Source organism: Capilliphycus salinus ALCB114379 (assembly GCF_047276495.1).
Lineage (GTDB): Bacteria > Cyanobacteriota > Cyanobacteriia > Cyanobacteriales > Microcoleaceae > Capilliphycus > Capilliphycus salinus.
The window spans coordinates 6,813,677-6,835,182 of record NZ_CP178543.1 but is presented as its reverse complement, the minus strand read 5'-3'; the positions used below and the strand labels follow the sequence as shown (position 1 = coordinate 6,835,182).

General features: G+C 40.3%; 18 protein-coding genes and 1 tRNA gene. 12 read left to right on the top strand and 7 right to left on the bottom strand.

Going from position 1 to position 21,506, the window contains the following annotated elements:
• Window positions 1-48: 48 nt before the first annotated feature.
• Window positions 49-480, bottom strand: coding sequence for a hypothetical protein (locus ACL6C3_RS27635; RefSeq protein ID WP_413162982.1), 432 nt, complete (start codon window positions 478-480; stop codon window positions 49-51).
• A gap of 558 nt (window positions 481-1,038) precedes the next feature.
• Here ACL6C3_RS27635 and ACL6C3_RS27630 point away from each other — a divergent pair.
• The 8 genes from ACL6C3_RS27630 to ACL6C3_RS27595 all read left to right on the top strand — a co-directional run bounded on the left by ACL6C3_RS27630 (window position 1,039) and on the right by ACL6C3_RS27595 (window position 6,292).
• Window positions 1,039-1,239, top strand: coding sequence for a hypothetical protein (locus ACL6C3_RS27630; RefSeq protein WP_413162981.1), 201 nt, complete (start codon window positions 1,039-1,041; stop codon window positions 1,237-1,239).
• Window positions 1,240-1,339: 100 nt separating this feature from the next.
• The gene (locus tag ACL6C3_RS27625; RefSeq protein ID WP_413162980.1) at window positions 1,340-2,677 is read left to right on the top strand and encodes a tetratricopeptide repeat protein; all 1,338 of its coding nucleotides are present in this window, start codon (window positions 1,340-1,342) and stop codon (window positions 2,675-2,677) included.
• A gap of 208 nt (window positions 2,678-2,885) precedes the next feature.
• A complete protein-coding gene (locus ACL6C3_RS27620) occupies window positions 2,886-3,191 on the top strand; it encodes an RNA recognition motif domain-containing protein (protein WP_413168427.1) in 306 nt (101 codons plus the stop codon).
• A gap of 120 nt (window positions 3,192-3,311) precedes the next feature.
• A complete protein-coding gene (gene rpsU / locus ACL6C3_RS27615) occupies window positions 3,312-3,512 on the top strand; it encodes a 30S ribosomal protein S21 (RefSeq protein WP_413162979.1) in 201 nt (66 codons plus the stop codon).
• Between the two features lie 272 nt (window positions 3,513-3,784).
• A complete protein-coding gene (locus tag ACL6C3_RS27610) occupies window positions 3,785-4,408 on the top strand; it encodes a ParA family protein (protein WP_413162977.1) in 624 nt (207 codons plus the stop codon).
• 45 nt (window positions 4,409-4,453) lie between these two features.
• Window positions 4,454-4,750, top strand: coding sequence for a putative quinol monooxygenase (locus tag ACL6C3_RS27605; protein WP_413162975.1), 297 nt, complete (start codon window positions 4,454-4,456; stop codon window positions 4,748-4,750).
• A 13-nt stretch (window positions 4,751-4,763) separates the two neighbouring features.
• The gene (locus ACL6C3_RS27600) at window positions 4,764-5,702 is read left to right on the top strand and encodes a succinylglutamate desuccinylase/aspartoacylase family protein (RefSeq protein ID WP_413162974.1); all 939 of its coding nucleotides are present in this window, start codon (window positions 4,764-4,766) and stop codon (window positions 5,700-5,702) included.
• A 296-nt stretch (window positions 5,703-5,998) separates the two neighbouring features.
• Window positions 5,999-6,292 (top strand): (2Fe-2S) ferredoxin domain-containing protein, encoded by a 294-nt coding sequence (locus tag ACL6C3_RS27595; RefSeq protein ID WP_413162972.1) that lies wholly within the window; start codon window positions 5,999-6,001, stop codon window positions 6,290-6,292.
• Between the two features lie 435 nt (window positions 6,293-6,727).
• Here ACL6C3_RS27595 and ACL6C3_RS27590 read toward each other — a convergent pair whose 3' ends face one another.
• Together ACL6C3_RS27590 and ACL6C3_RS27585 are read right to left on the bottom strand one after the other, a co-directional pair.
• Window positions 6,728-7,780 carry a YgfZ/GcvT domain-containing protein gene (locus ACL6C3_RS27590; protein WP_413162971.1) on the bottom strand — a complete coding sequence of 351 codons (1,053 nt, stop codon included), beginning with the start codon at window positions 7,778-7,780 and terminating at the stop codon, window positions 6,728-6,730.
• A gap of 170 nt (window positions 7,781-7,950) precedes the next feature.
• Window positions 7,951-8,343: a hypothetical protein gene (locus tag ACL6C3_RS27585; protein WP_413162970.1), complete on the bottom strand. Its 393-nt coding sequence runs from the start codon at window positions 8,341-8,343 to the stop codon at window positions 7,951-7,953.
• Window positions 8,344-9,050: 707 nt separating this feature from the next.
• Between ACL6C3_RS27585 and cysH the strand changes: the two genes are divergently transcribed.
• The 3 genes from cysH (at window position 9,051) to ACL6C3_RS27570 (ending at window position 17,082) form a co-directional block, all read left to right on the top strand.
• A complete protein-coding gene (gene cysH, locus ACL6C3_RS27580) occupies window positions 9,051-9,884 on the top strand; it encodes a phosphoadenosine phosphosulfate reductase (protein WP_413162968.1) in 834 nt (277 codons plus the stop codon).
• 461 nt (window positions 9,885-10,345) lie between these two features.
• The gene (locus ACL6C3_RS27575; RefSeq protein ID WP_413162967.1) at window positions 10,346-13,390 is read left to right on the top strand and encodes a hypothetical protein; all 3,045 of its coding nucleotides are present in this window, start codon (window positions 10,346-10,348) and stop codon (window positions 13,388-13,390) included.
• A 17-nt stretch (window positions 13,391-13,407) separates the two neighbouring features.
• Entirely contained in the window at window positions 13,408-17,082 is a 3,675-nt protein-coding gene (locus ACL6C3_RS27570) for an ATP-binding protein (RefSeq protein ID WP_413162965.1), read from the top strand.
• 22 nt (window positions 17,083-17,104) lie between these two features.
• On the opposite strand, the gene ACL6C3_RS27565 is transcribed toward ACL6C3_RS27570, so the two are convergent.
• The 4 genes from ACL6C3_RS27565 to lipB form a co-directional block, all read right to left on the bottom strand.
• Window positions 17,105-17,196 (bottom strand) — tRNA-Ser (locus tag ACL6C3_RS27565).
• 107 nt (window positions 17,197-17,303) lie between these two features.
• A complete protein-coding gene (locus tag ACL6C3_RS27560) occupies window positions 17,304-19,043 on the bottom strand; it encodes a hypothetical protein (protein ID WP_413162963.1) in 1,740 nt (579 codons plus the stop codon).
• 46 nt (window positions 19,044-19,089) lie between these two features.
• Complete coding sequence (locus ACL6C3_RS27555) at window positions 19,090-19,878, bottom strand: pentapeptide repeat-containing protein (protein WP_413162961.1); 789 nt, start codon at window positions 19,876-19,878, stop codon at window positions 19,090-19,092.
• A gap of 65 nt (window positions 19,879-19,943) precedes the next feature.
• The gene (gene lipB, locus ACL6C3_RS27550; protein ID WP_413162960.1) at window positions 19,944-20,630 is read right to left on the bottom strand and encodes a lipoyl(octanoyl) transferase LipB; all 687 of its coding nucleotides are present in this window, start codon (window positions 20,628-20,630) and stop codon (window positions 19,944-19,946) included.
• Between the two features lie 233 nt (window positions 20,631-20,863).
• Between lipB and hpf the strand changes: the two genes are divergently transcribed.
• Window positions 20,864-21,502 (top strand): ribosome hibernation-promoting factor, HPF/YfiA family, encoded by a 639-nt coding sequence (gene hpf, locus ACL6C3_RS27545; RefSeq protein ID WP_413162959.1) that lies wholly within the window; start codon window positions 20,864-20,866, stop codon window positions 21,500-21,502.
• Window positions 21,503-21,506 lie beyond the last annotated feature (4 nt).

Here is a 21,506-nt window from a genome sequence, read left to right as displayed (position 1 = left end):
AAAATATTACCCCGATTCTCTATTGAGTTTTGGGGTTTTTTGACAGAATTAGTAGACGAAAATTGCCCCGGTATTTTGGATGTCAAATACCTCCCCAATCTCATCTCCTAACTTGTCCGGTTCCTGTGTTGGCTTGACCAAAACAGTCAGCGAGTTACTCGAATTTGGAATAAACTCAAACTTAAAATGGGGTGGCGTTTGTAGATTTTGCTGAGTATAGCTAACTGAAATATTAACTTCTGAATTTTCCAAGACTAAACTTAATTTTTCATTGGCGGGTAATTGGCGAGGCATTGTATCGGGTGAAAGGTCTGTTAAATCACAGTCTAGCTCGAACTCAGTTTGATTAACAACCTGCACGGTCATCGGAAATTTGGGATTGTTAATTCGCCCCACCGGTTTTTGCCAAGTATTGGCTTGAATACCGAAAGTTAGCAATAAAAGAAGCAAATTACAGAGGTTCTTATTCCATCTAATCATAGGTCTATACTCAGAAAAATTTGAGGGTAGTTTTTTGATTTTTATGGGAGAGATCCAAGACTAGATAAGCCGTAATCATTGGGTTTGTGAGTTCGGATATTTTCCCGTTGCTAGTTGATATGACATGATCTTAGCTGGATTCGAGTTCAAAAGCTACAGTGATCATACGGAATTTGATTAAATAAAAATCTCCGTAATATTACGGAGTAGTATCAAGGGCTTGGTCGGTTTTTTTCCTGAAATAACGGGCTTTTAGGGCTTTTTTTCCGGGGAGGGGTTCGGGTTCATATAAACTTTTATAAATCCGTATTCTCCCGGATGTGGCTTTTTCAGAAAAGCTCTATATTGATGAAAGAGGTACTGAAAACAGCCTGGAATCCAAAGAATTGAATTCAGACCGATAACAGATGTATTCTGATTTTTCTTTTTATTTCAATACATCTACAGTCCAAATGGACAACTAAGAGCATCAGATTTAAAGTTCTGAATACTCTGGCGATCGCAATTCGACGCATCAACTTATTTAACTAAAACCCTACGAACGATCAGAGGTGCCTAATGTCATTACCAACCGATCCGCTTTTCCAAGACCAATGGTGGCTATATAATGCAAGCCAAGGCGTTACCAATAACCGAGTTGAACCGGGAACTCCAGACATTGACCTGAACGTTCCCCTCTGGCCAATCTACACCGGTCGGGGCGTCAAAGTAGAACTGATAACTAATAACTGTAATCAGGAGCGCTCCTACATAATTTGAATTGATCAATCCGACACGATCTAACTCTCGATCGCTCAATTTTTGACATTTCCTCAACAAAACTTTCTATTGACCTTGACTTTGGGAGAATTCTTGCAAGATGACTTTCGATACATCCAAAACCAACTCCGCAGTTAATCAAATCAAATCAACTCTAAATTTAGACAAAGATACTCAATTAATTTCGGCGATTCAAGTCTACAATGTCGCTTTAGAAATTTTGGAAGAAGAACGGGAAAAATCAACCGAATCAATGATTTTAGATTTGTTGGTCGCCCGGGACAGTTTGGCTAAAATTTTATCCGAGAAAACTTTGGTTTCGACTCAAGAGTTGATGCAGATTATTCAATTAGATCATCGCTTGAGAGAACAGACAGAAGTGATAGTAAAAATTGGAAAATTAAACGAGTGGCAAACCAGTTATAATCCCTCAAAAGAAGCTTGGTGGTGGTTTTTAGAACTGCCTGAATCCTCAGAGGGAGACGAGCCAAATGATGTAGTTTTTGATATTCTAACCCTGGTAACTTTAACCGGGACTACTTCCTTTTTAATTACATTTTTGAATTTATTTGCCACCGGAGGATTATCAGTATTTGAAAGCTTTGGGTTGATGGGTCAAGGCGGATTACTGATAGCTGCAATTGGCAGTTTAAAAGGACAGGGCAAAGAAATGATTCAAAACTTCCTGGAAAAAAAAGGAGTTCCCCGTCGGTTTCATAGCGAAGTCACTTTTGGAGTTTCCTCTTTACTATTTTTAATTTCCCTATCCATTTACGGTTCTTTACCGAAACTGGGAAATATCTATTTTGAAGAAGGCAAACAAGCCTATGAAAAAGGTCTGTTAATCCAGGCGCAAACCAAATATCAACAAGCTCTAAATCTTGCTCCGGAACATCCAGAAATTAATGTGGCTCTCGGAGAAGTCTACGAATCCACTGGAGATCTAGAAGAAGCCAAAGAACAGTATGAGAAAGCTATCCGCAAAGGATCGGTTGAAGCTTTAAATAACCTGGGAAGAATTGCCATTTATGAAAACGAGTTGGTAACAGCAGAAGCTTTCTTACAGATTGGTTTGCAGCAGGTTAAAAACCTATCTATTCCCAATCCGGATCTAGAATATCAACTCAACAAAAATTTGGGATGGGCATTTTTGCAGCAGGAAAAATACACCGAAGCCGAACAAAAACTCAAGGCGGCAATTCAGTTAGATAAACAAATTACCCAACAACAAATCGGCGGCGGAATGGCTTATTGTTTGTTGGGAAAAGCTTTCACCGTTCAAAATAATCAGCAAGCCGCCCAACAGCAATTTCAACTTTGTCAAAAATATGCTCGTCCAGAAACAGTAGATGAATACAAATGGCTGATTGAAAACGGACAAGAAAATTTAGCAGAACAAGTGGATACAACATCAATTATGAGCGAAAAACAACCTTAACCTTTGTCGGGGGGGGGTAGATGAGATCTGTACTGGATTTTGGGGGATGCCGTTGATGCCTCAAGGAGCCGTGCTACAATTAAGGCTGAGAATTGGATATCGGTTGCAGTTGTTGCTTTCAGTGCTGACAGTCAGTCTGTTTTACTTGGCATTGCTCACCTTCCGAAATCTCTGTCTCTACATTCATCCGATTTGGGAGGTCAATTGTATGTCAGTTTATGTGGGTAATCTTTCCTATCAGGTCACTGAGGAAGATTTAAGGTCGGTGTTTGCAGAATATGGCACTGTGAAGCAAGTGAGCATCCCCACAGATCGCGAAACAGGTCGTCCTCGGGGCTTTGCATTCGTAGAAATGGGTGCCGAAACCGAAGAAGATGCCGCGATCGAGCAACTCGATGGTGCCGAATGGATGGGACGCGATCTCAAAGTCAACAAAGCAAGACCTCGCGAAAACCGAGGAGGTTCATCCTTCGGTCAAAAAAACAGAAGAGATCGTTTCTCTAACCGCTATTAAGTTCAGAGATCGAGATCGAATAGAAAAAGTCAGCGACGGGGGGAACCCCGTCTCGCTGCTATCGAGTCAAAGACGATCTGTTGAGCGAGATCGGTAAAAATTTATATCAGAGGAGATCGAATGGCTCAAGTTATCATTGGTGAAAGCGAACAATTAGAATCAGCTTTACGTCGGTTCAAGCAAAAAGTATCTCGGGCGGGTATTTTTGCAGACATGAAAAAGAATCGTCACTTTGAAACCCTGGCTGAAAAACACAAGCGCAAAGAAATTGCCAGACACCGGGAACGCCGGCGTCTCCGCAACTCTCGTAAAAGGTTCTAGATTAACCCCGATTTTCCTTTATGTGGAATGTCCCCAAGCGTTTAGCACAGAAGGGTTATCGCCGAATCAATCACTTTAACACTTCTCAAACCTCAAACTCCCGAAGACTTCAATCATTGATTTCTTGGGGAGTTTGTTTTTGGAAAAAGAGCAGACAAAGATTGCAAATCAATATATATTAAAATCTGTTCACGGGTTAACCGACTTCTGCACTATGCTTGAAAAGAACACAATCTTGGGTCTGTTTTTCCCCGTCATCTGACAGATAGACTATGCCAAAAATCCTCGTCATTACTAACGGTAAAGGTGGCGTCGGTAAAACGACAACCGCAGTCAACTTAGCCGCCATCCTTTCCAAACGCTTCTCAACTCTATTAGTCGATGCCGATCCGCAAAATTCTGCGGGTTGGTGGGTTGAACGCAGTCAGATGCCTTTTGAGTTGTCTTGTCAAACCAACCCTCAACTGCTACAACAACTCAAACAGACTAAAAACGTTGACTTAATTGTGATCGATACCCCACCGGCTTTAGAATCAACTTCTCTCCTCAGTGCGATCGCCATTGCTGATTTTCTGGTTGTCCCCAGTCAAGCCGCCCCAATCGATTTGGTGGCTTTAATTGAAACCATCAAAAAAACCATCATCCCCGCCAACGTCGCCCATCGCGTTCTCCTCACTAAAGTCGATCCCCGCAGTTTGGGGGATGCCCTCGAAGCCCAAAAATCCCTGCAAGAAACCGGTATCCCCGTTTTTAGAAACTTCATTCGCTCCTACAAAGCCCACGAACGCTGTCCCCTCGAAGGCGTACCCATTACCCAAGCCAAAAGCAAAAACGCCAGAGAAGCGGCTTCCGATTATCGTCGAGTCGCCTCTGAACTGTTAAGTCATCTAAACTAGAAAACGAATAAAACCATTGATTCTGCGCCTTTTCTCTTTTCACCCATGAAGCAAACCTTGCGTGTTGTTGCCCGAATAATCGCCCTACCCGATCAAGTCGAACCCGTGAAAGCGGTTTTGTCTGAACTGATCGAACCCACTCGCCAAGAACCGGGCTGTATTCAATACGAACTCCTGCAAAATCGCGCCGCTCCCACCGATTTTACTTTTGTTGAAACTTGGGAAAGCGAAGCGGCTTTAGAAACTCATCTGGCGAGCGCTCATCTTCAAGTTGCAACGGAAAAACTTCAGGGTTTAATCGCCACGCCCCCCGATATTCGACGTTACGATTTAGTGTTGTAGTCAATTGACGAGCATGATACAAATTGGTGGGTTTTCTGTTCCCCCTGCACACAAACGGCGTATTGAAATTCCGGTGGCCCGTCTACCCACACAAACGATGTTGTCCTTACCTGTAATTGTGATTAACGGGATTACTGAAGGGCCGAGACTGTGGCTGAGTGCGGCTATTCATGGGGACGAACTCAATGGCGTGGAAATTATTCACCGAGTTTTACAACAAATTTCACCCCGACAGTTGCGAGGAACTCTGATCGCTGTTCCGATTGTTAATGTGTTTGGTTTTATCGATCAATCCCGCTATCTTCCCGACCGTCGCGATCTCAATCGGGCTTTTCCGGGTTCTAAACGGGGATCTTTGGGGGGACGTTTGGCAATGTTATTTATGGAGGAAATTGTCAATCGTTGTACTCATGGGATTGATTTACATACGGCTTCGGATCACCGCAATAATTTACCTCAAATTCGCGCTAATCTTGACGATCCTCAAACTTACAAGTGCGCGAAGGCTTTCGGGGCGCCGGTGATTATTCACTCTCAAACCCGTGATGGTTCCCTCCGACAGGCTGCTACTCAACAGGGGATTCCCGTGTTACTCTACGAGGCTGGAGAGGCGTTACGCTTCGATCCTCATGCCATTGGTATCGGGGTAGAAGGGGTGTTGCGGGTGATGACGGCTTTGGATATGTACGAACCAAAGGTTCACAGTCGCCCCATGACTGCGGTAGAAGTTCGCAAGACTCGATGGATACGGGCTTCGAGCAGTGGGATTTTACTGTTGAGTGTCAAACTGGGGGAAAGAGTCTATGAAAAACAAATCCTCGGGGTGATTTCTGATGCGTTTGGTGATGCGAGTGTTCGGATACGCGCACCTGTTGATGGGTTGGTGATTTGTACTCAACAAAATCCTTTGGTGAATCAAGGGGATGCGATCGTTCATTTGGCGGTATTTTAAAAAATTTCAACTGCCGTTTTTGCTCGATTTCATTGAGTATAAATCATCAGTTTTAGTCTTAATACTCATTAAATCTATTCGGTTAGATTCATCGTTTATAATGATGGGTAAGGGCGGGTTCGGAATAGTTATCCTTGTTGTAGGGGCGGGTTCTACCCAGATTTTGAGGACTACTCCAAGATTGAGTTAAACCCGCCTCGATTACACTGTTCACGATTGACTGTTCACTGGATCAATACACCCCCAGAATTCATTAACTGCAAAGAGTCAAAAAATTTGGATTAAAATTATTAATTATGGCACGTTTATCTTCTAAAAAAGTTCTGGTTTGTCAAAATCGCACTTGTCGAAAACAAGGTTCTGTTCAAGTTTTAGCTGCATTTAAAGCCGAATCGATTCTCGATGTTACTATCGAAGCGACAGGATGTTTGGGACAATGTGGCAATGGGCCGATGGTCATTATTTTACCGGAAGAAATCTGGTATGATCGCGTTCAACCGGATGAAGTTCCGACTATTATTGAATATCATTTGTATGGGGGAGAACCGGTTAAAGCTTTGCTTTATGCAAAATTTGCTCAACGAAATTAGCGGTTATTTATGAATCGATAATTGACAATTGATAATTGATCATTAATTAATGAGGTTTAAGACCTCTCCTTTCAAGGAGAAAAAAGAAAAATTATTTCCTCTCTATCAATCCTCTTCATAATGGTCGAGTTAATTATCCATTATCCATTATTAATTATCAATTATTGAACTGATATCCAACTCATCAATAATTTAAAGCGTAGGGGCGGGTTCAGCAATTATTTATGTTCAAACACAGACAACTGATATAAATCCGCCCCTATTAAAGTTTTCAGGTATCATCTTTTTTATGTTACTGTTAACTATTAACTCTTTACTGCACTGTACTTGTTTACTGTTTAAACCCGCCCCATAACACCCATTAAGCAACCAGATCTTCTATTAAATCGAAAGAGAAAGAAGTGATTTTTTCGCCTTCTTTCTCCTCCCCCTATTCTACTCCGCCGGATGGGTTAAAAAGGGAACTTCTACCACTTCCGCTTCTACCTCTGCGACTTTTACTTTTAAACCCTTTCCGCCGGCTTTGCTGCGAATATAACCCAACCCGAAAAATCCTTCTTCTGTTTCGATCAAACTGGTGAGTTTACCGACTTTTTGATCCTCAACTTTGATTTCGGTTCCGACGGCGACGGGTGCATTTAACTTCAGTCCCCAAAGTCGCTGTTTTACTCCTTTATAAGTGTTTAAACGGGCGATAGTTTCTTGACCAATATAACATCCTTTTTCAAAAGAAATGGTTTTCCATAATCCCGCTTCTAAAGGATTATAATCATCGGTCAGTTCAAAATCGGGAACGGGTCTTCCTTCTTTGATGCGAAGCTGTTCCCAGACGCGATTTCCCATCGGAATAACTCCCGCTTCGATTAAAGTTTTCCACAAAGAAACGGCACGATCAACCGATACAATTAATGTATATCCGGGTGTAACTAAGCCGCTTCCAACCGCTATTCTTACCGGGATATTGTCTATTTCAACTTGTTTATGGCTGGCGTAAGGTTTATCTGTTAGGGGCGTTATTCCTAATTTTTCTAACAGTTGATCGCTTTCGGGACCGAGTAAACTGAAAATAACATTTTGAGCGCTAATATCTTTTAATTCTACCCGATCCATTGGGAAAATATACCGATCTAACCAGTCGATTAACATCTGACGACGGTTCGGCGAAACTAACACTAAAACCCCGTCTTCGGTAACATAAAGCGTGGTTAAATCAATGGTACGGGCTGTAGAACTGACAAACACGCTATCGCATCCCTGTCCGGGTTGCAAAGATTGAATGTTATTTGTACTTTGGTTGTGTAAAAATCGCAGCCGATCTTCATCGGAAATTTGCAGCAGTCCCCAGTGGGAACGATCGCATAAAGCAACGCCCGTTTGAGTGGCGGCGATCGCTTCTGTATCGTTGCCAAAACTGAGGGGAATGCTTGTAGATTCTTCGAGTTTAGCCCCTTGGACGGCTTGAATTTCACGTAAAGTTTGAATGGTCATGGTTGAGTTTTTGAGGATCGAGGTTGAGTTGAGCAAATGGTGTTAACAGGCGATCGTTTTAAGCGATCATTTCTAGTGTATAACGATTGGTTGTTTCCCTCAATTGTTGAGGGCGGGTTTATTAATATTTTTTCGGAAAATTGAAAATTGAGGTGAACCCGCCTTTATTGTTATTCGCCGACTTCGTTGGAGAGGTTATCAAAAGATTGGTCAATTATCATCCGGGCTTTTTCATCAACCCGATTCCAGTCTACATCTCCGGTTTCATCGATTAAACTGGTATCAATTTCCACCTCTAGACTTTCTTGGGGAGCGTGGGTGGGTTGATAATTTTTGAAACAAACTTGATAACATAATTCCCAGACATCTAAACTTACTTGTTGATCGTTGTGTTGAAGATCGAGTCGATATCCCGGATAGGGAGTTTGTGTATTGTGGTAGGTTCCTTTCCAGACTGATTCTTCTAGCTTTTTTCGGATGTTGTCGAGGAGTCGGATTAAAACGGGTTGCATGAGTAATTCTGCCTGTTGCCAAGCGACTTGATCTTTAATTTTGGGTCTCATAGAAGGGATATTAAACTAATTTTCTCTATTCGTTAGTCTATCTTGTTGGCTTCCTTTGTTTGAAATTATTTTTAAAATTGTAATTTTTGGTTAACTTCTCTCGGGGAACTCACAAATGCTGACTGTCAATTTTTAGATAGCATCACTCCTAAATCTTAAATTTTGTTCAGAATGAACTTGCAAGTTTTGGCGAATTTTGCTCTAATAAAAACAGCGCTGATTCCCCAAATCATAAATTTTTACCTCGGCCCTTTTCAAATCTCTAAAAAGTCTTAAGAATCAAATATTCCCCCCTCGTCCCGACTCTTAAACTTCTGAATTTCACGCGATCGTCCTTTGACATCAATAAGTGAAGCTGATTTTACCTCCATTCTTGTCGGTCAGTTCCGCCAACAACCGCGATCGCAGAGGAACTCTTGAAAATCATATTCTTGGGGGATTTTCGGTTAATTTACCCCGATCAAGTGTTGAAAACTCTCTTGAAAAAGACTGTAATATTTGCTGTAAAATTAGGAAGTATATTGATATGCTTGTACAACCATCTGAAATTGTTCCGGCTACTCTGGAGAACAGTCACAGTTCTCCGCAGTTGTAATGCTGTCACACAAACGGACCGATCGGCATCTGGAGTTAACTCCCTATTGAGGATGATCCAAAAGTCCGTAAAATTTCAGACAATATTTAGAGCGAAGCGAACCAGGAGAACCATGCCAAACCTGAATTTAGTTGATACTCATCTTAACGGACGAACTGGATCTTCACTTCCCCCAAAAACCAATGGAGAAGGAAAAGCCATTTCCCCGACCCCAAACCTCAACCTCGACACCGTTAACCAACAGCTTGAGGAAGCCGAAGCCAGTCAGATCGTACAGTGGGCGGGTGATACCTTTGGGGATGGTTTGGTGATGAGTACCAGTTTTGGAATTCAGTCTGCCGTCATGCTACATCTGGTCACTCAAATTTTACCAGATATTCCAATTATTTGGATCGATACGGGCTATTTACCTGCGGAGACTTATATTTTTGCCGAACAATTAACTCAACGCTTAAATCTCAATCTGAAAGTTTATCAGTCTGTTATTAGTCCGGCGAGAATGGAGGCTTTGTACGGTCGCCTTTGGGAAAAAGAAGACATCGAAGCTTTCAATCGTTACGATTATATCCGCAAAGTTGAACCGATGCAACGGGCTTTGCAAGAACTTAATGCAACGGCTTGGTTAGCGGGACTGCGATCCAATCAAACGGAACACCGCAAAACTTTACGTCGAGTTGAAATGCAGTCCAATCACTACAAGATTTATCCGATTTTATCTTGGAGTTCTAAGGATGTCTACAAATATCTTGAAGCCCATGATTTACCCTATCATCCTTATTTTGATCTCGGTTATGCTACCGTTGGAGACTGGCATTCTAGCCGTCCTATAACCGCAAGCGATACGAACGAACGCGATACCCGTTTCCGAGGTTTAAAACAAGAATGCGGCTTACATTTGCCCAAAACTGAGGATGAAGCTAAGAGTTTGGATTCGAGTTCATTGTAGTCGAAAACAAGCCAAAAAAAACCCACAAATTCAAGGGAAATCTCATCATCGGGTGCGTTTGATCGTCCAAGCGTTCTCAACTTTTACAGGAGCGGGTTTGACGCACCCCACCCCGCTAGAAACAGGTTTTTATTCAATTCTAAATTATCAATCTAAATTATCAATTATTATTCGGTTTAGTTATTCTGATTTTTTAATTTTTTTCTAAATCGTGAAATTGAACTATAATTTTTTGATCTCAATATTTCAATTTTTGTTGATAAGATTACTCTCTAAATTTCTCCAATTATACAACAACATAAGTGACCAGAGTAGATTAATTTGAGTTGCTTGTCAACCCCTATTTCTTATGCTAAATTAATTTCAGAGCTTCACAACAATTCAAAAAAACCTTGATTGGGAGTTACTTTTCAGCGACTCCTTGGCGGTTCTGTTTAGAAATTTAGTTGTGAGAAAAAAACGTGGCAAATATTATCGAAGAACATCAAAATAAACTGTCTCCCCTAGACTATGAGAGCATCCTAAAAAACATTCTGAAGCAGTTAGAAAAAGATAATCCGTTTAAATTCTCTGAAAAAGGCGATCGCTTGCGAATTGATCTCGATCAAATTGCATACCAAGTGGCTACCTCCAAAAAGCTTTCAAGTCCACTAACATCAACTTCGGGAGTGCGATCCGCCAGTATTAATTTTAACTCAACCGAACAATTTGCACAACAAATTCGTCAGATCGCCAAACGTTTGGAGGAATCCTTAAAAATTGCTGTGGGAGAACATCAAACCGTAGAAACAGCAATTAGCAAATTAATCAGCAATTTATCCACATTTAAACAAAGAGAAACAGTCGGTTTTACCTATCCTTTTACTTCCCGTGAGGGTTTACAAAAAGAACGATTAAGTTTGCAACGTCATCGAAATGGAAGCGATTCTTTGCTGAAATGTCATAAATTAACCCTTACCGTTGAAGAGATTCACAAATTTTCACCTCAATTACAAAAGAGCCTAGAAAACTATATTAATACTCAATTTCAAAACGCGGATGAAGATGATTTAGAGGAGTTGAACGAAATCCTTGAAGATCAGATTAAAGACCAAAAATCCGACTTTCACAACCTCAGACAAGTGATGGATACAGAAGCAGTCGGAAAACTGAAGCGAGAAGCAAAAATTAAATATCTGGAGTTTATTCGCAGCCATCTAAACCCCAATCAAAATCATGGGGTTTACTTACTCGATGATTTAATTCGACGGTTGCGGTTGATGGAAGATTTTCTGAACGATCCGGAAAAAGATGATGGATATTATCAACTAAATTACGAAGGTACAACCGTAAATTACAGAGATTTATTTGCGCGAGCGGAAGCTTTAGATATTTTACCGATAATTCCGATAATAGAAGGGAACTTGGGAGAAACCACCGATATTGACAGTGGAGAACGTCAATTTATTTGGGGTTTAAAGTTAAAATTTGGGGGAACCGTTCAAGCTTACGGAGAACAAAAACTTCCGGTTTTAGATTATTATCTGAATTTACTCGATCCCGATAGCGAAGAACACAAACAAGGAATAGCCGATCCCTTGCGGGGGAATTATTTTAAAGAAAAAGTTTTAAAAATAGTCTTTCTTTATTGTTTTATTTTTGGTTCAAAAACTATAGCAGATTCTAAATACAATCTTCAATCTGAGCTTGACTATAATCCAACAGAGTTTTTTGAAAACAAAGTCTTACCCGTCTTTAAAAGCTCTGACGAAGCTCAAAAAGCCAAACTTTTAAAGGCGATTAAAACTGGTTTCTTAAATCTGAAAGTAGAGAACAAAGTCGAACGCTTAAAGCAAGTTTTGCAAAACTTTTTAAAACAAAAAAAGATTTTAAACAAACAAGACTATCAACTGCAAATCGGAGTAAAAAGGGGTTTGCTGGCGTTAGATTGTGAAACAGTTTTCAAGAATCAGAGCTTTTTTGACTCGGTTTTTAGCGAGAGAGGGAGAAAAGCGTTAAAATACATTACCATTCAAGAACCCCATGTTGATAGCAACTATCTCTGTACTTTACCTGTAAAAATATCCTTTGAAGATATTCGCTATTATCCCACTGAAGATCGTCAATCTTTTAGCATGGAGTATGACATTTCCAACCTCAAAACTTTACCCATTGTTATCGCATCCTTAAATAATGATAACGCCAAAAAGACTTACGAAGACTTTATCAAGAAACGAAATTTAATCCTCCTGACTTACAATCACAATAATCTCCAAAATAATATTTTCAAAAATCCCGATTCTCCCGAAGCTTTTTTCTATCGAGTCGCATTTTCTTTACTCACCTATATTGCTCTGAAAACGTTACTAAAAGCAACTTCAGAACGCCTGTTTCTTCCGATTTTGCGACTTCACCTGAAAAATCACTCTAATTCTTGTCTTGACGAAGAATTTTTGAGATCCTTATCCAAAATTATCGCTCATTTACTCAGTGAGAATCATCTCTCTAACTCCCAGGGAATTAAAATCAGCAATCTCAAATATGAAAGTTATAGAGTTAAAAATGCTTTGAGTTCTCTCTATTCAGTTATTCCAAAAAATTTTCAGTTTGAGACGGGGAACACTGAGTTAAAAACACCAAGTATTTCTGCAATTGATAAACTCGCAATTATCATTGTTTCAAGTCGGGAAAGTGACGCCAGTTTTCGCAGCGATCAAAAAATCTCTAATTTACTCGGTGAAGTGATTACCATTCAACGTCTAGAAAATGGTAAAGTTCATTTAGAAACTCACAACACATTTTCAGCAAACTACGAACATCAACAGATGTTTCAATCTCCCCAAGTTGTTATCGATCAAGTCAGTAAACTGTATATTGAGGGATATCGACACTTTATGTATATTGCGAAAACTCCCTACACCAGCACGTTAAACCTGACTCAAAGTTTAGAAAATGACTCCCTATTTTTCATGTCGAGTAACGTGATAAAATCTTTAAAAGGAAATAAAACAGATTTGAAAATTTATCCCGTATTTTTTGATAAGTATTATGTGGTTAATTGGGGAGGAAAAGAAAGTTCGCTGTATATCCAGGATACGACTGAACTCACTAACTTAGTTGATGATCCGAGCAAAAAAACGGTGGTTTTCTTCAATCTGTTTAACGGTAAAAAAGTCGGTAAAGATGAACGCTTTTATAATGGTGTAATTTCTTATTCTACCTTGCTCAATATTTACAATGAGGGAATTTTAGACGATCAAGATATTCGTCTGGGTTTGATTTATGATCAAACTTCCGATCAAAATAATAATCCGCTCAAAAATGAGATTTTGCAGTTTTTAACCCTGTTGCATTTTTCCCGCTATGAACAAAACAAAACGACCATCAGTTTAAAGCTTGATCCCTACGAAAATGTTATTGGTGATGATTCCGTTAGTGCGCTGTCAATTTTTACGCATATCAGCAAAAAGACACGGTTCAATTTGTTAGCATTTCTCACGGAAGTTAGACGCGCATTAAACGTATAAATAGGAGGTTATCAACCATGATTGCAGAAGATTTAGGCTATTTATTTGAGATGGGTTTTAATATCGGGATTTTAGCCTATATTCAACAACATAATATCACCCATCATTTTGGTGATTTGTATCAAACCGATCTTCAGTCTTTGCGTTTTCCTAAACTTTGCAAAGCCATTGAAACCAAAGCGAATATTATCAATTCTCAAGATACAGAAATTATCGCTAAATGGACAGCATACTTTCTACAAAAAGGCTTTTTTTCGGGGTTTAACTTTTTTCGGGAATATCTGGAGTCAACGGAATGGAAGCTGTCTAAACTGGAAATTCTTTACTATCAGTGTAATTTTTCCGATAACAACAGCTTGGGTACCAATCCCAAAGGAGAACAAAAAACATATCTTGAGCTTTTATCTCAATTTAATCCTCAAAATCCCAATCAAAAACTGAATTTCAGTCGTTATCAGGAACGGGGAGAATTTTTAAGAGCGGATACTTTGATGTTATTGAACTATCGCAAGCGTTACCGTATCCTCTGCGTGGATCTTTCTGTTTTTTCGGTTCGGTCTGCTGAAGATATTAAAAATTTAGATTTAATTGAAGTTCAGACAAGTTTGTTAAAGAGTGAAATTGCTTATTTACGTTCAAAAAGTGTTTTTTCTGGACTCAGTATTGATACGGGAGATAACTGTGAGGAACTGGGTGTTAAATTTTCTCCTGAACTCAAGGACTATTTTACCGCTTTTAAACGAAACGATAAAGAAAGTTCTAAACTTATTCAAGCTGCGAGTTACGCATACAGTTTCTATGAATTTTTACAAGAAAATCAGCTATTAAATGAGTCCTATTCTCTGATGTTTAACGTGTTTGGTTATACGGATCGGGGGGTGAGTGCGATGTCTGTTCAACCCGATAACTTGGGTTTTCTAAAAACTTGTGCTGAGATCTATCAAGAACACTCTAGCAATCTCGAAATTACCGAAGCTCGTGGTAAAGTTATTGACGTGATTCAACGCAAAGCAGCGAGCAGTTTTGTTAACGGTAAAAAGTTTATTAAATCCTTATTAAAGGTTATTCCCGATGAAAGTAACTGGGTAATTCATAATGAAAAAATTGATGACTTTTTTAATATTATTGCGGAGGTTCCTCCCGAACTAATGAACTCGTTAGGATTGACGGGAACAATGAACCTTCGTCAAGCTCATTCTCGCTTAATTCAACAAGCTTTAACGGGTTCAGGAACTTATCTATTTTTAACCGGAAATCCTGGAATCGGAAAAACAACCGCTCTGGTAGACTTTCTCAAACAGCATCTAGATGAAGGATTTTTATTTTTCTATATTAGTCCCCGAAAACAGGTGAATATTGATATTATCGAAAAGTTTAAAAATAACGAATCCTTGTGTGATGATCGCTTACTTTGTCTCAATACCAATTCTAACTTAATTGAAGAAAATGGCGGTCGATGTACGGTTCAATATTATTCCAATCATTATCAAGGAAACTTTCAAGAAAATGCGGTTCAGTTTGTTGACGCTCAAAACACCGAACCCCAACAGTATCAACATTATTCTCGGCGTTTACAACGAATTACCGAAGATGTAATTCAAGATGCGGGTCAAAAAAGTCGGGGTGTTTTATATAGTCTTTGTGAAGGTGTATATACGATTATTGATCGCAACTTATCCAACGCCATTGTCGCAACGGTTTCGATTCAATCTTTAAAGAAAACCGACAACAATACAGATACTCTGCGTCATTTTGCCAATATTTTTAAAGGCGTGTATAACCGTCGAGAGGGACAAGTTATCCCCTCGAAAATGCGAGAAATTTCGGGTCGGATTAAACACTTATTTATAATGATTGATGAAATTACCGGAGATGATAGCGGAGCAGAATTTCTCGGTCGAATTAGTAGCTTAGTGAATGAGTATCAGCTAACCGAACCCCAACACGGTTTCAATACTAAAATTATTGTTGCTGATGCTTCCATTGTTGACAAAGATGTCATTAATCAACATCTTTCAAATTCTAAAGTTCAACCCGACAAGATATTTTTTAGACGCTCAACCGCTTCCGCAACTCCCCTATCAAAACAAGATTTTATTTTTAATAAAAAATCAGCGACTCTAATTAATGCTAATTCTTATCCCGCAAACTGTTTAAATATTACTTACAAACTGTTAATTCACTCAACCCAGTTTAACCCGAACCTTTTGCGAGAACAACAAAACCAGTTGTTAAATCCCGTTCAAAATCAAATCGGTCTTGATATTTTAGAGTTATTATCACAAGCAAATACAACACAAATTATTGTTTATATTCAAGACAAACAACGGTTACAACTGCTGATTGAGTTTTTACAACAACATTTAGAACAGTTTGAAGCGTTTACAGATTATATCGAAATTCACGCCAATATTTCAGAATCCGAAAAACCACAAATACAGCAGTCAAAAGATCGGGTCAAAGTTATTTTTATGACCGCTTCCGCGAGTCGGGGTTTATCTTTTCCCAAAACCCAACATATTTTAATAGATATCCCCCGCTTTGAAATCGAACAAAACCTGATGGAAATTATTCAAGTCATCTATCGAGGTCGAGGATATTATGTTGAAAATGGTATAACTCAGACTTTCGATAACGCCGAAAAAAGTTTAATTTTTTATGGTTTTGAACAAGCCATTTACTATGGAAATATCCCCGACAGAAATGATCGGGAATTGAGTTTAAAAGAAAGTGTTTTAAATTTGGTCAATCTCTTGATGATTTTAAAAACTGCTATAATGACTCGAATTAAAGGATCGGGTAAAATTGGTAAGGATGATTTTATGATGATTCCTATTGGGGGAAAATCCGTGTATGCTGCGGGTGACACTTTCTCGGGTCGAATGGCTTCTTTTATTCGAGAACTTCGCAAAGAACATCACCGACGCCGCAGCGATAAATTATTGCTGGAGGTGTCTACCAGTCTGGAAAATTTACTGGGTAATGTCAGAATTGTTCTGAACGATTTATCCCCCTCAAACCCCCAAAAAACTGATTCTTATTTGGCGATTCGTGAATGTTTTCCCGATGACTTTATCCGGTTAATGAGTCGGGGATTAGATGAATTATTAACTTGGCGTTTATTGGAACCCGGACAAATTAGCGGGAGTTTATTAGTTGTCCCCTTGGCTTCCAAACAAGTACAAGAAAACTATGAGTTTGATTTAGAAAATTTACTCAAATCTCAAGCGATGACCGATTTGTTAAAGAAGCTGTATACTATTTTATATAACCGCGAAATTTATCCCGAAAGTCTATCTTCAGCTACAAAATCAGCCATTGAGTTGATTCATCAGCTTAAAGATCAATCCCAACAAACTCAATGGTTTGAACAAAATAGTCAACGTTGCGATCAATATTATGCGGTTCCTTTATTTATTTTTGTGTGTAAAGAAGCCTTGAAAAACTATTTTGAAAAAACTCCCGAAGACACTGAGGAGGATACCTTTCGAGACTTACTCGCTGTCTATATTCGCTTACTTTATCCCGCAAATAATATTTTACCCATTGGTAATCAGTATGGAGAATTTCCGTTTGTGGTTTTCAGAAGTTACAGTTTGAGAGAAATTCGCAATAAGATTTTTTCAGATCATCAACTTCTCACTTCCAACGAGTTAAACGCGATCAATTTGATCGAATCTGAAAACGAGTAAAAGCTAGAAACCGCTTCGGGAACGGAGAGGGAGGGATTCGAACCCTCGGATAGGCCTTACGAACCTATCAACAGATTAGCAATCTGCCGCTTTCGACCACTCAGCCACCTCTCCAGGTGTGACATCTTCGTATCATAGCAAATATTTTAGAGCGTGTCTAGATCTGAGAAAAAGATTTTTAGGCAACTCCCAAAAGCTTTCCGAGTCGGGGGTTGAGCGATTCAACTGTACAACTGGCGCTCTAATTGATCCAGGGTCCGCTGGCGATCGCCATTTCCGCGCAACAGCTTCCAAACATTTAATTTAGAATTAAAAGATACCCGATCGCTATCTTCACTTAAATCCATTACCCCCTCTATTTCCATCAATATCGCTCGATAAGCATCCAAACCTGACAACTGACTCAGGCTTTGTTCTTGTCTTCCTAATTGGCTTACCGCTTGCCAATTTCCGCCGGCTGTCGTGTTAGTTGTTCCTGGGTCTGCAACTGCGGAAATCCCCAGTTTAATTTTTTCTGAACTGGTCATTTCACTCGCACGAGCGATCGCGATTCTAGCCACTGTTTCGATAAAAGTTTTTGAGTTTTTAATAATCGGCATTCCGCTCAACAATCCCAAACCGCCTCTTGACACCGAATTATAAGCCGTTTCTATCAACATTCCCGGCTTAATCTCCATCACATTGACCGTATAATTATCGTTAGAACTCCGATAAGTTTCAGAAGCTTTTATGGCTTGACTCACCCGCTCTATTGCCTGAAATGATTCGCTAAAATCATCCAATTCAAACTCATCGTTCAGTTCAAATTCTCGCTGGCGTACCAATTTATAAGTTAGCGAACAAACCAGAGGTAAATTCGCTTTTTCAACCCAAGTATCAAACGCCTCTAACGTTCTCAAATCAACAATTTCTTCACCTTCTCTCAATGGCTGATACACCGCCAAAAATCGGGGTCGATCCGACTGAATAATCTGTTGATTGACATCAATCTCATTCACCAGAATCCAGTCAATCGTCATCATCCGCGTTGCCGCACTTGCCCTGAGATAATACTTTTTAAATTCCGCTTTCAAATTAGAATACAAAACGATCGCATCCAGCCGATCCAAAGTCTTTAAATCGGGAACCGCTTCGCCGTTCCTTAAATATTGATAAGCCGCACGAATTCCCTTTTGTTCTTCCGTCTCCAAGTGAGACGCATTTAAGCATTTTTGCAAACAATCTTCTAATCCCAACAGCCGAGAATTTTGACTCGCAATCGTATAACGCTGACCGATTTCTGAATAAATTTTTGAGGAAAAAACCAAATAATCCAACAAATTCAAAGCGGCAAAATCTTCGGTTGGCAAAGCACCACTCAAACGATTATAAGCTTCTAAACACCGAACTTTTGTCCGATCATAAACCGGAGCTTGAACAATTAAACTATTAATTTTGCGGTCAATATTAAAAAGCGGATTCAACAACGTGTGCAGCACCAAAAACGCATCTTCACCCCCCAAACCGCAGCCTTTTAAACGCAAATTTGAACCCTCTGTCGGGTTGGGAGGAATTTTAACGCTGTAGCTTTTACCGGTTTTCAGCGTTACCGTTTGAGTGCCGCCATAACTTGCCGTTTGAGTACGAACAAAAACATGATATAACTCATCTAAACTCCAATCATGTAATTGTGTGGCTTCCGGACTTTCTTCGGATTCAGAATAAATATTTTCCACCCAATTTTGAGTTTGTTTTTTCGCCGAATCCACCGAATTTGTCGCCTTTTCCATCACCTTTTTTCCGGCTTCCGAGGCATTTTGACTGATCGTTTCGCCCATTTCTGTGGCTTTTTGTTTGGCGGCATCGGTGGCTTTTTTAGTCACATTTTGACTAACTTCCGAGGCTTTATGACCGATAGACTTCCCCAAACCTGATGCTTTTTTGCCCACCGAATTCCAGAAAGATTTCTGTTGATCGCTCATAATTTTACCTCCCACAATCGCGCAATAAATAAATTGATACCCCAACCTAAAACAGCAATCTCAACAGCAAAGGAGTCGCTTGCTGTAACGTCCCTAAACCCTGTTGTAAAACCCCTAAAAACCCACCTTTATACTCCGGTTCTTCTGGATTTTGCTGATATTCTAAAACCTGAACAAGCTGAGTAGAAATTTTTTCTCCTTCTTCCGAACCCAAAGTTTTATACAATTGTTGAGCATAGCGAGCATCTTCGATCGCACCAGCTAAATCTCCCAAATCGGCTCTTGCCATACTTCGACCAAAATAAGCGGCCGCTAAATCGGGCTTTAAACGAATCGCTTGAGTATAAAAATCAATAGCATTCACGTAATTTTTTTCTTTCGCTTCTTGCACTCCCCAATAATAATAATCTTCCGCATTTCCGGTATTGGTTGGCATTCCGATAACACCCACCAATTGAGCATCTTTAATATTACTTTCGGTGAGAACCGCATTCATCAAATAAGCGCCCCGCAAATCGGTACCGTTGAGATTGGCACCGGCTAAATTCGCACCGGTTAAATTCGCTCCGTGTAAACTCGCTCCGGTCAAGTTCGCCCCTTTGAGATTGGCGCCGGTCAAATTCGCACGGCTGAGATTAGCCCCCACGAGGTTCGCCCCGGCTAAATTCGCCCCGGCTAAATCGGCTAAAACCAAACCCGCACCGGCAAGATTACAGTTTGCACATTCTTTGCTCGACAAAAGCTGACGAATTGTTTCTAGGTTCCCCGCTTGGCTCGGTTGAACGAGAGTCACCGCACTCAAAACCACCACGGTAGCAAGAATTCTGAAGTTCATAGCACAGAACAATTAAAAGCTACTGTCGTTATCTTAAATTATTGTGGAGAAAATTGGGCGAATTTTTAGCTCGAATTGGGTTCACCCTCAATATTAACGGGTTCGAGATCAAAAACTTCTGCAAAAGCGATTTTTACCTGCGATCGCACAAGTTCTAGGTTAACAGTTGGCACAAATTCGATTAAACTCCCCACCGGGCGATCGCTAATTCCGCAAGGGACTATTTGTTGAAATCCCCGCAAGTCGGGACAGACATTAATTGCAAAACCGTGCATGGTGATCCACCGGCTGACTTTAATCCCGATGGCGGCGACTTTTTTTTCGGCGACCCAAACGCCCGTTAAGCCGGCAATGCGCGATCCTTCAATCCCGTAAGCGGCCAAAACTCGAATAATCACTTCTTCGAGTTGTCGCAGATACCAGTGTAAATCTTGTTGATGTCGTCGCAGGTTAACAATGGGGTAGCCGACCAATTGACCCGGACAGTGATAGGTGACTTCGCCCCCCCGTTCAACTCGGTGGACGGGGACATTGTGAGAATTTGGGTTAAATTTTATGAACTTGGGATCGGCTCCCTGGCCCAGAGTGTAGACCGGGGGATGCTCCAATAGCAACAGAACATCATCGGACTCGGGGTGCTGTTGATGCTGTTTTACGAGCGATCGCTGCCACTCCCAGGCGACTGGATAAGGGACCAATCCTAAGTTATAAATTTTACATTGTCGGCGGACAGAATCAGCAAAAACAGGCATTTGCAAAGAATGGGTGTGTTAAGATTGTGGGTATAGATGCTCAATACATAGAGGATAAAAAAGTTGGGATGGTACTAGAAATCCCCAAAAAAATCAAGCTAAAGTTAACAGAACTTTACCCTAAAAATATCAAGAATTGTCAAGGGATGCAAAAGATTTTAAAGGGGTTATCCATCCCAAATCCAAAGTGTTAAGGTGAGTTTATGCCCACATTATGAGCGGGAGGAAGCTTTATGAAGCTTGTGGTCCAGGGTAAAAATCTTGAAATAACCGAAGCAATTCGCGAGTACGTGCATCAAAAAATTACCAAGGCGGTCAGCCACTATCAGCAACTTACCAATGAAGTGGATGTACACCTATCAGTTGCTCGTAACCCTCGAATCAATCCAAAGCAAACAGCCGAAGTCACAATTTATGCAAATGGAACTGTGATTCGCGCCCAAGAAAGTAGTGAGAATCTGTACGCAAGTGTCGATCTTGTAGCCGATAAGATTGCTCGCCAACTTCGCAAGTTTAAAGAAAAACGGCAAGGGAAGCATCAGTATCCCGGAAAATTGGGAGAAGTGGTGGAACATCAACCGGTAGTCGAAGATTTGATTGGCGATCGCCAACCGGAACTTCCAGAGGAGGTAGTACGCACCAAATACTTTGCAATGCCGCCAATGAGCGTTCAAGAAGCCCTGGAACAATTGCAACTAATCGATCACGATTTTTATGTGTTTTGCAATGACAAAACCGGAGAACTGAACGTCATTTATAAACGTGTTCATCATGGAGGATATGGGTTAATTCAACCCCGCAATAATAACGGTCATACAAACGGAAAAGCAATTCATACCAACGAGGTTATTCCGCAGGAGTCCTCAGTATAGCGAT

Excerpts from the sequence above, each read along its gene's own strand:
- ACL6C3_RS27625 (WP_413162980.1), top strand. The coding sequence starts at position 1,340 with ATGACTTTCGATACATCCAAAACCAACTCCGCAGTTAATCAAATCAAA.
- ACL6C3_RS27595 (WP_413162972.1), top strand. The coding sequence starts at position 5,999 with ATGGCACGTTTATCTTCTAAAAAAGTTCTGGTTTGTCAAAATCGCACT.
- ACL6C3_RS27555 (WP_413162961.1), bottom strand. The coding sequence starts at position 19,878 with ATGAACTTCAGAATTCTTGCTACCGTGGTGGTTTTGAGTGCGGTGACT.
- ACL6C3_RS27570 (WP_413162965.1), top strand. The coding sequence starts at position 13,408 with ATGATTGCAGAAGATTTAGGCTATTTATTTGAGATGGGTTTTAATATC.
- cysH (WP_413162968.1), top strand. The coding sequence starts at position 9,051 with ATGCCAAACCTGAATTTAGTTGATACTCATCTTAACGGACGAACTGGA.
- ACL6C3_RS27600 (WP_413162974.1), top strand. The coding sequence starts at position 4,764 with ATGATACAAATTGGTGGGTTTTCTGTTCCCCCTGCACACAAACGGCGT.
- ACL6C3_RS27590 (WP_413162971.1), bottom strand. The coding sequence starts at position 7,780 with ATGACCATTCAAACTTTACGTGAAATTCAAGCCGTCCAAGGGGCTAAA.
- ACL6C3_RS27560 (WP_413162963.1), bottom strand. The coding sequence starts at position 19,043 with ATGAGCGATCAACAGAAATCTTTCTGGAATTCGGTGGGCAAAAAAGCA.
- ACL6C3_RS27630 (WP_413162981.1), top strand. The coding sequence starts at position 1,039 with ATGTCATTACCAACCGATCCGCTTTTCCAAGACCAATGGTGGCTATAT.
- ACL6C3_RS27610 (WP_413162977.1), top strand. The coding sequence starts at position 3,785 with ATGCCAAAAATCCTCGTCATTACTAACGGTAAAGGTGGCGTCGGTAAA.
- ACL6C3_RS27605 (WP_413162975.1), top strand. The coding sequence starts at position 4,454 with ATGAAGCAAACCTTGCGTGTTGTTGCCCGAATAATCGCCCTACCCGAT.
- ACL6C3_RS27620 (WP_413168427.1), top strand. The coding sequence starts at position 2,886 with ATGTCAGTTTATGTGGGTAATCTTTCCTATCAGGTCACTGAGGAAGAT.
- hpf (WP_413162959.1), top strand. The coding sequence starts at position 20,864 with ATGAAGCTTGTGGTCCAGGGTAAAAATCTTGAAATAACCGAAGCAATT.
- ACL6C3_RS27585 (WP_413162970.1), bottom strand. The coding sequence starts at position 8,343 with ATGAGACCCAAAATTAAAGATCAAGTCGCTTGGCAACAGGCAGAATTA.
- rpsU (WP_413162979.1), top strand. The coding sequence starts at position 3,312 with ATGGCTCAAGTTATCATTGGTGAAAGCGAACAATTAGAATCAGCTTTA.
- lipB (WP_413162960.1), bottom strand. The coding sequence starts at position 20,630 with ATGCCTGTTTTTGCTGATTCTGTCCGCCGACAATGTAAAATTTATAAC.
- ACL6C3_RS27635 (WP_413162982.1), bottom strand. The coding sequence starts at position 480 with ATGATTAGATGGAATAAGAACCTCTGTAATTTGCTTCTTTTATTGCTA.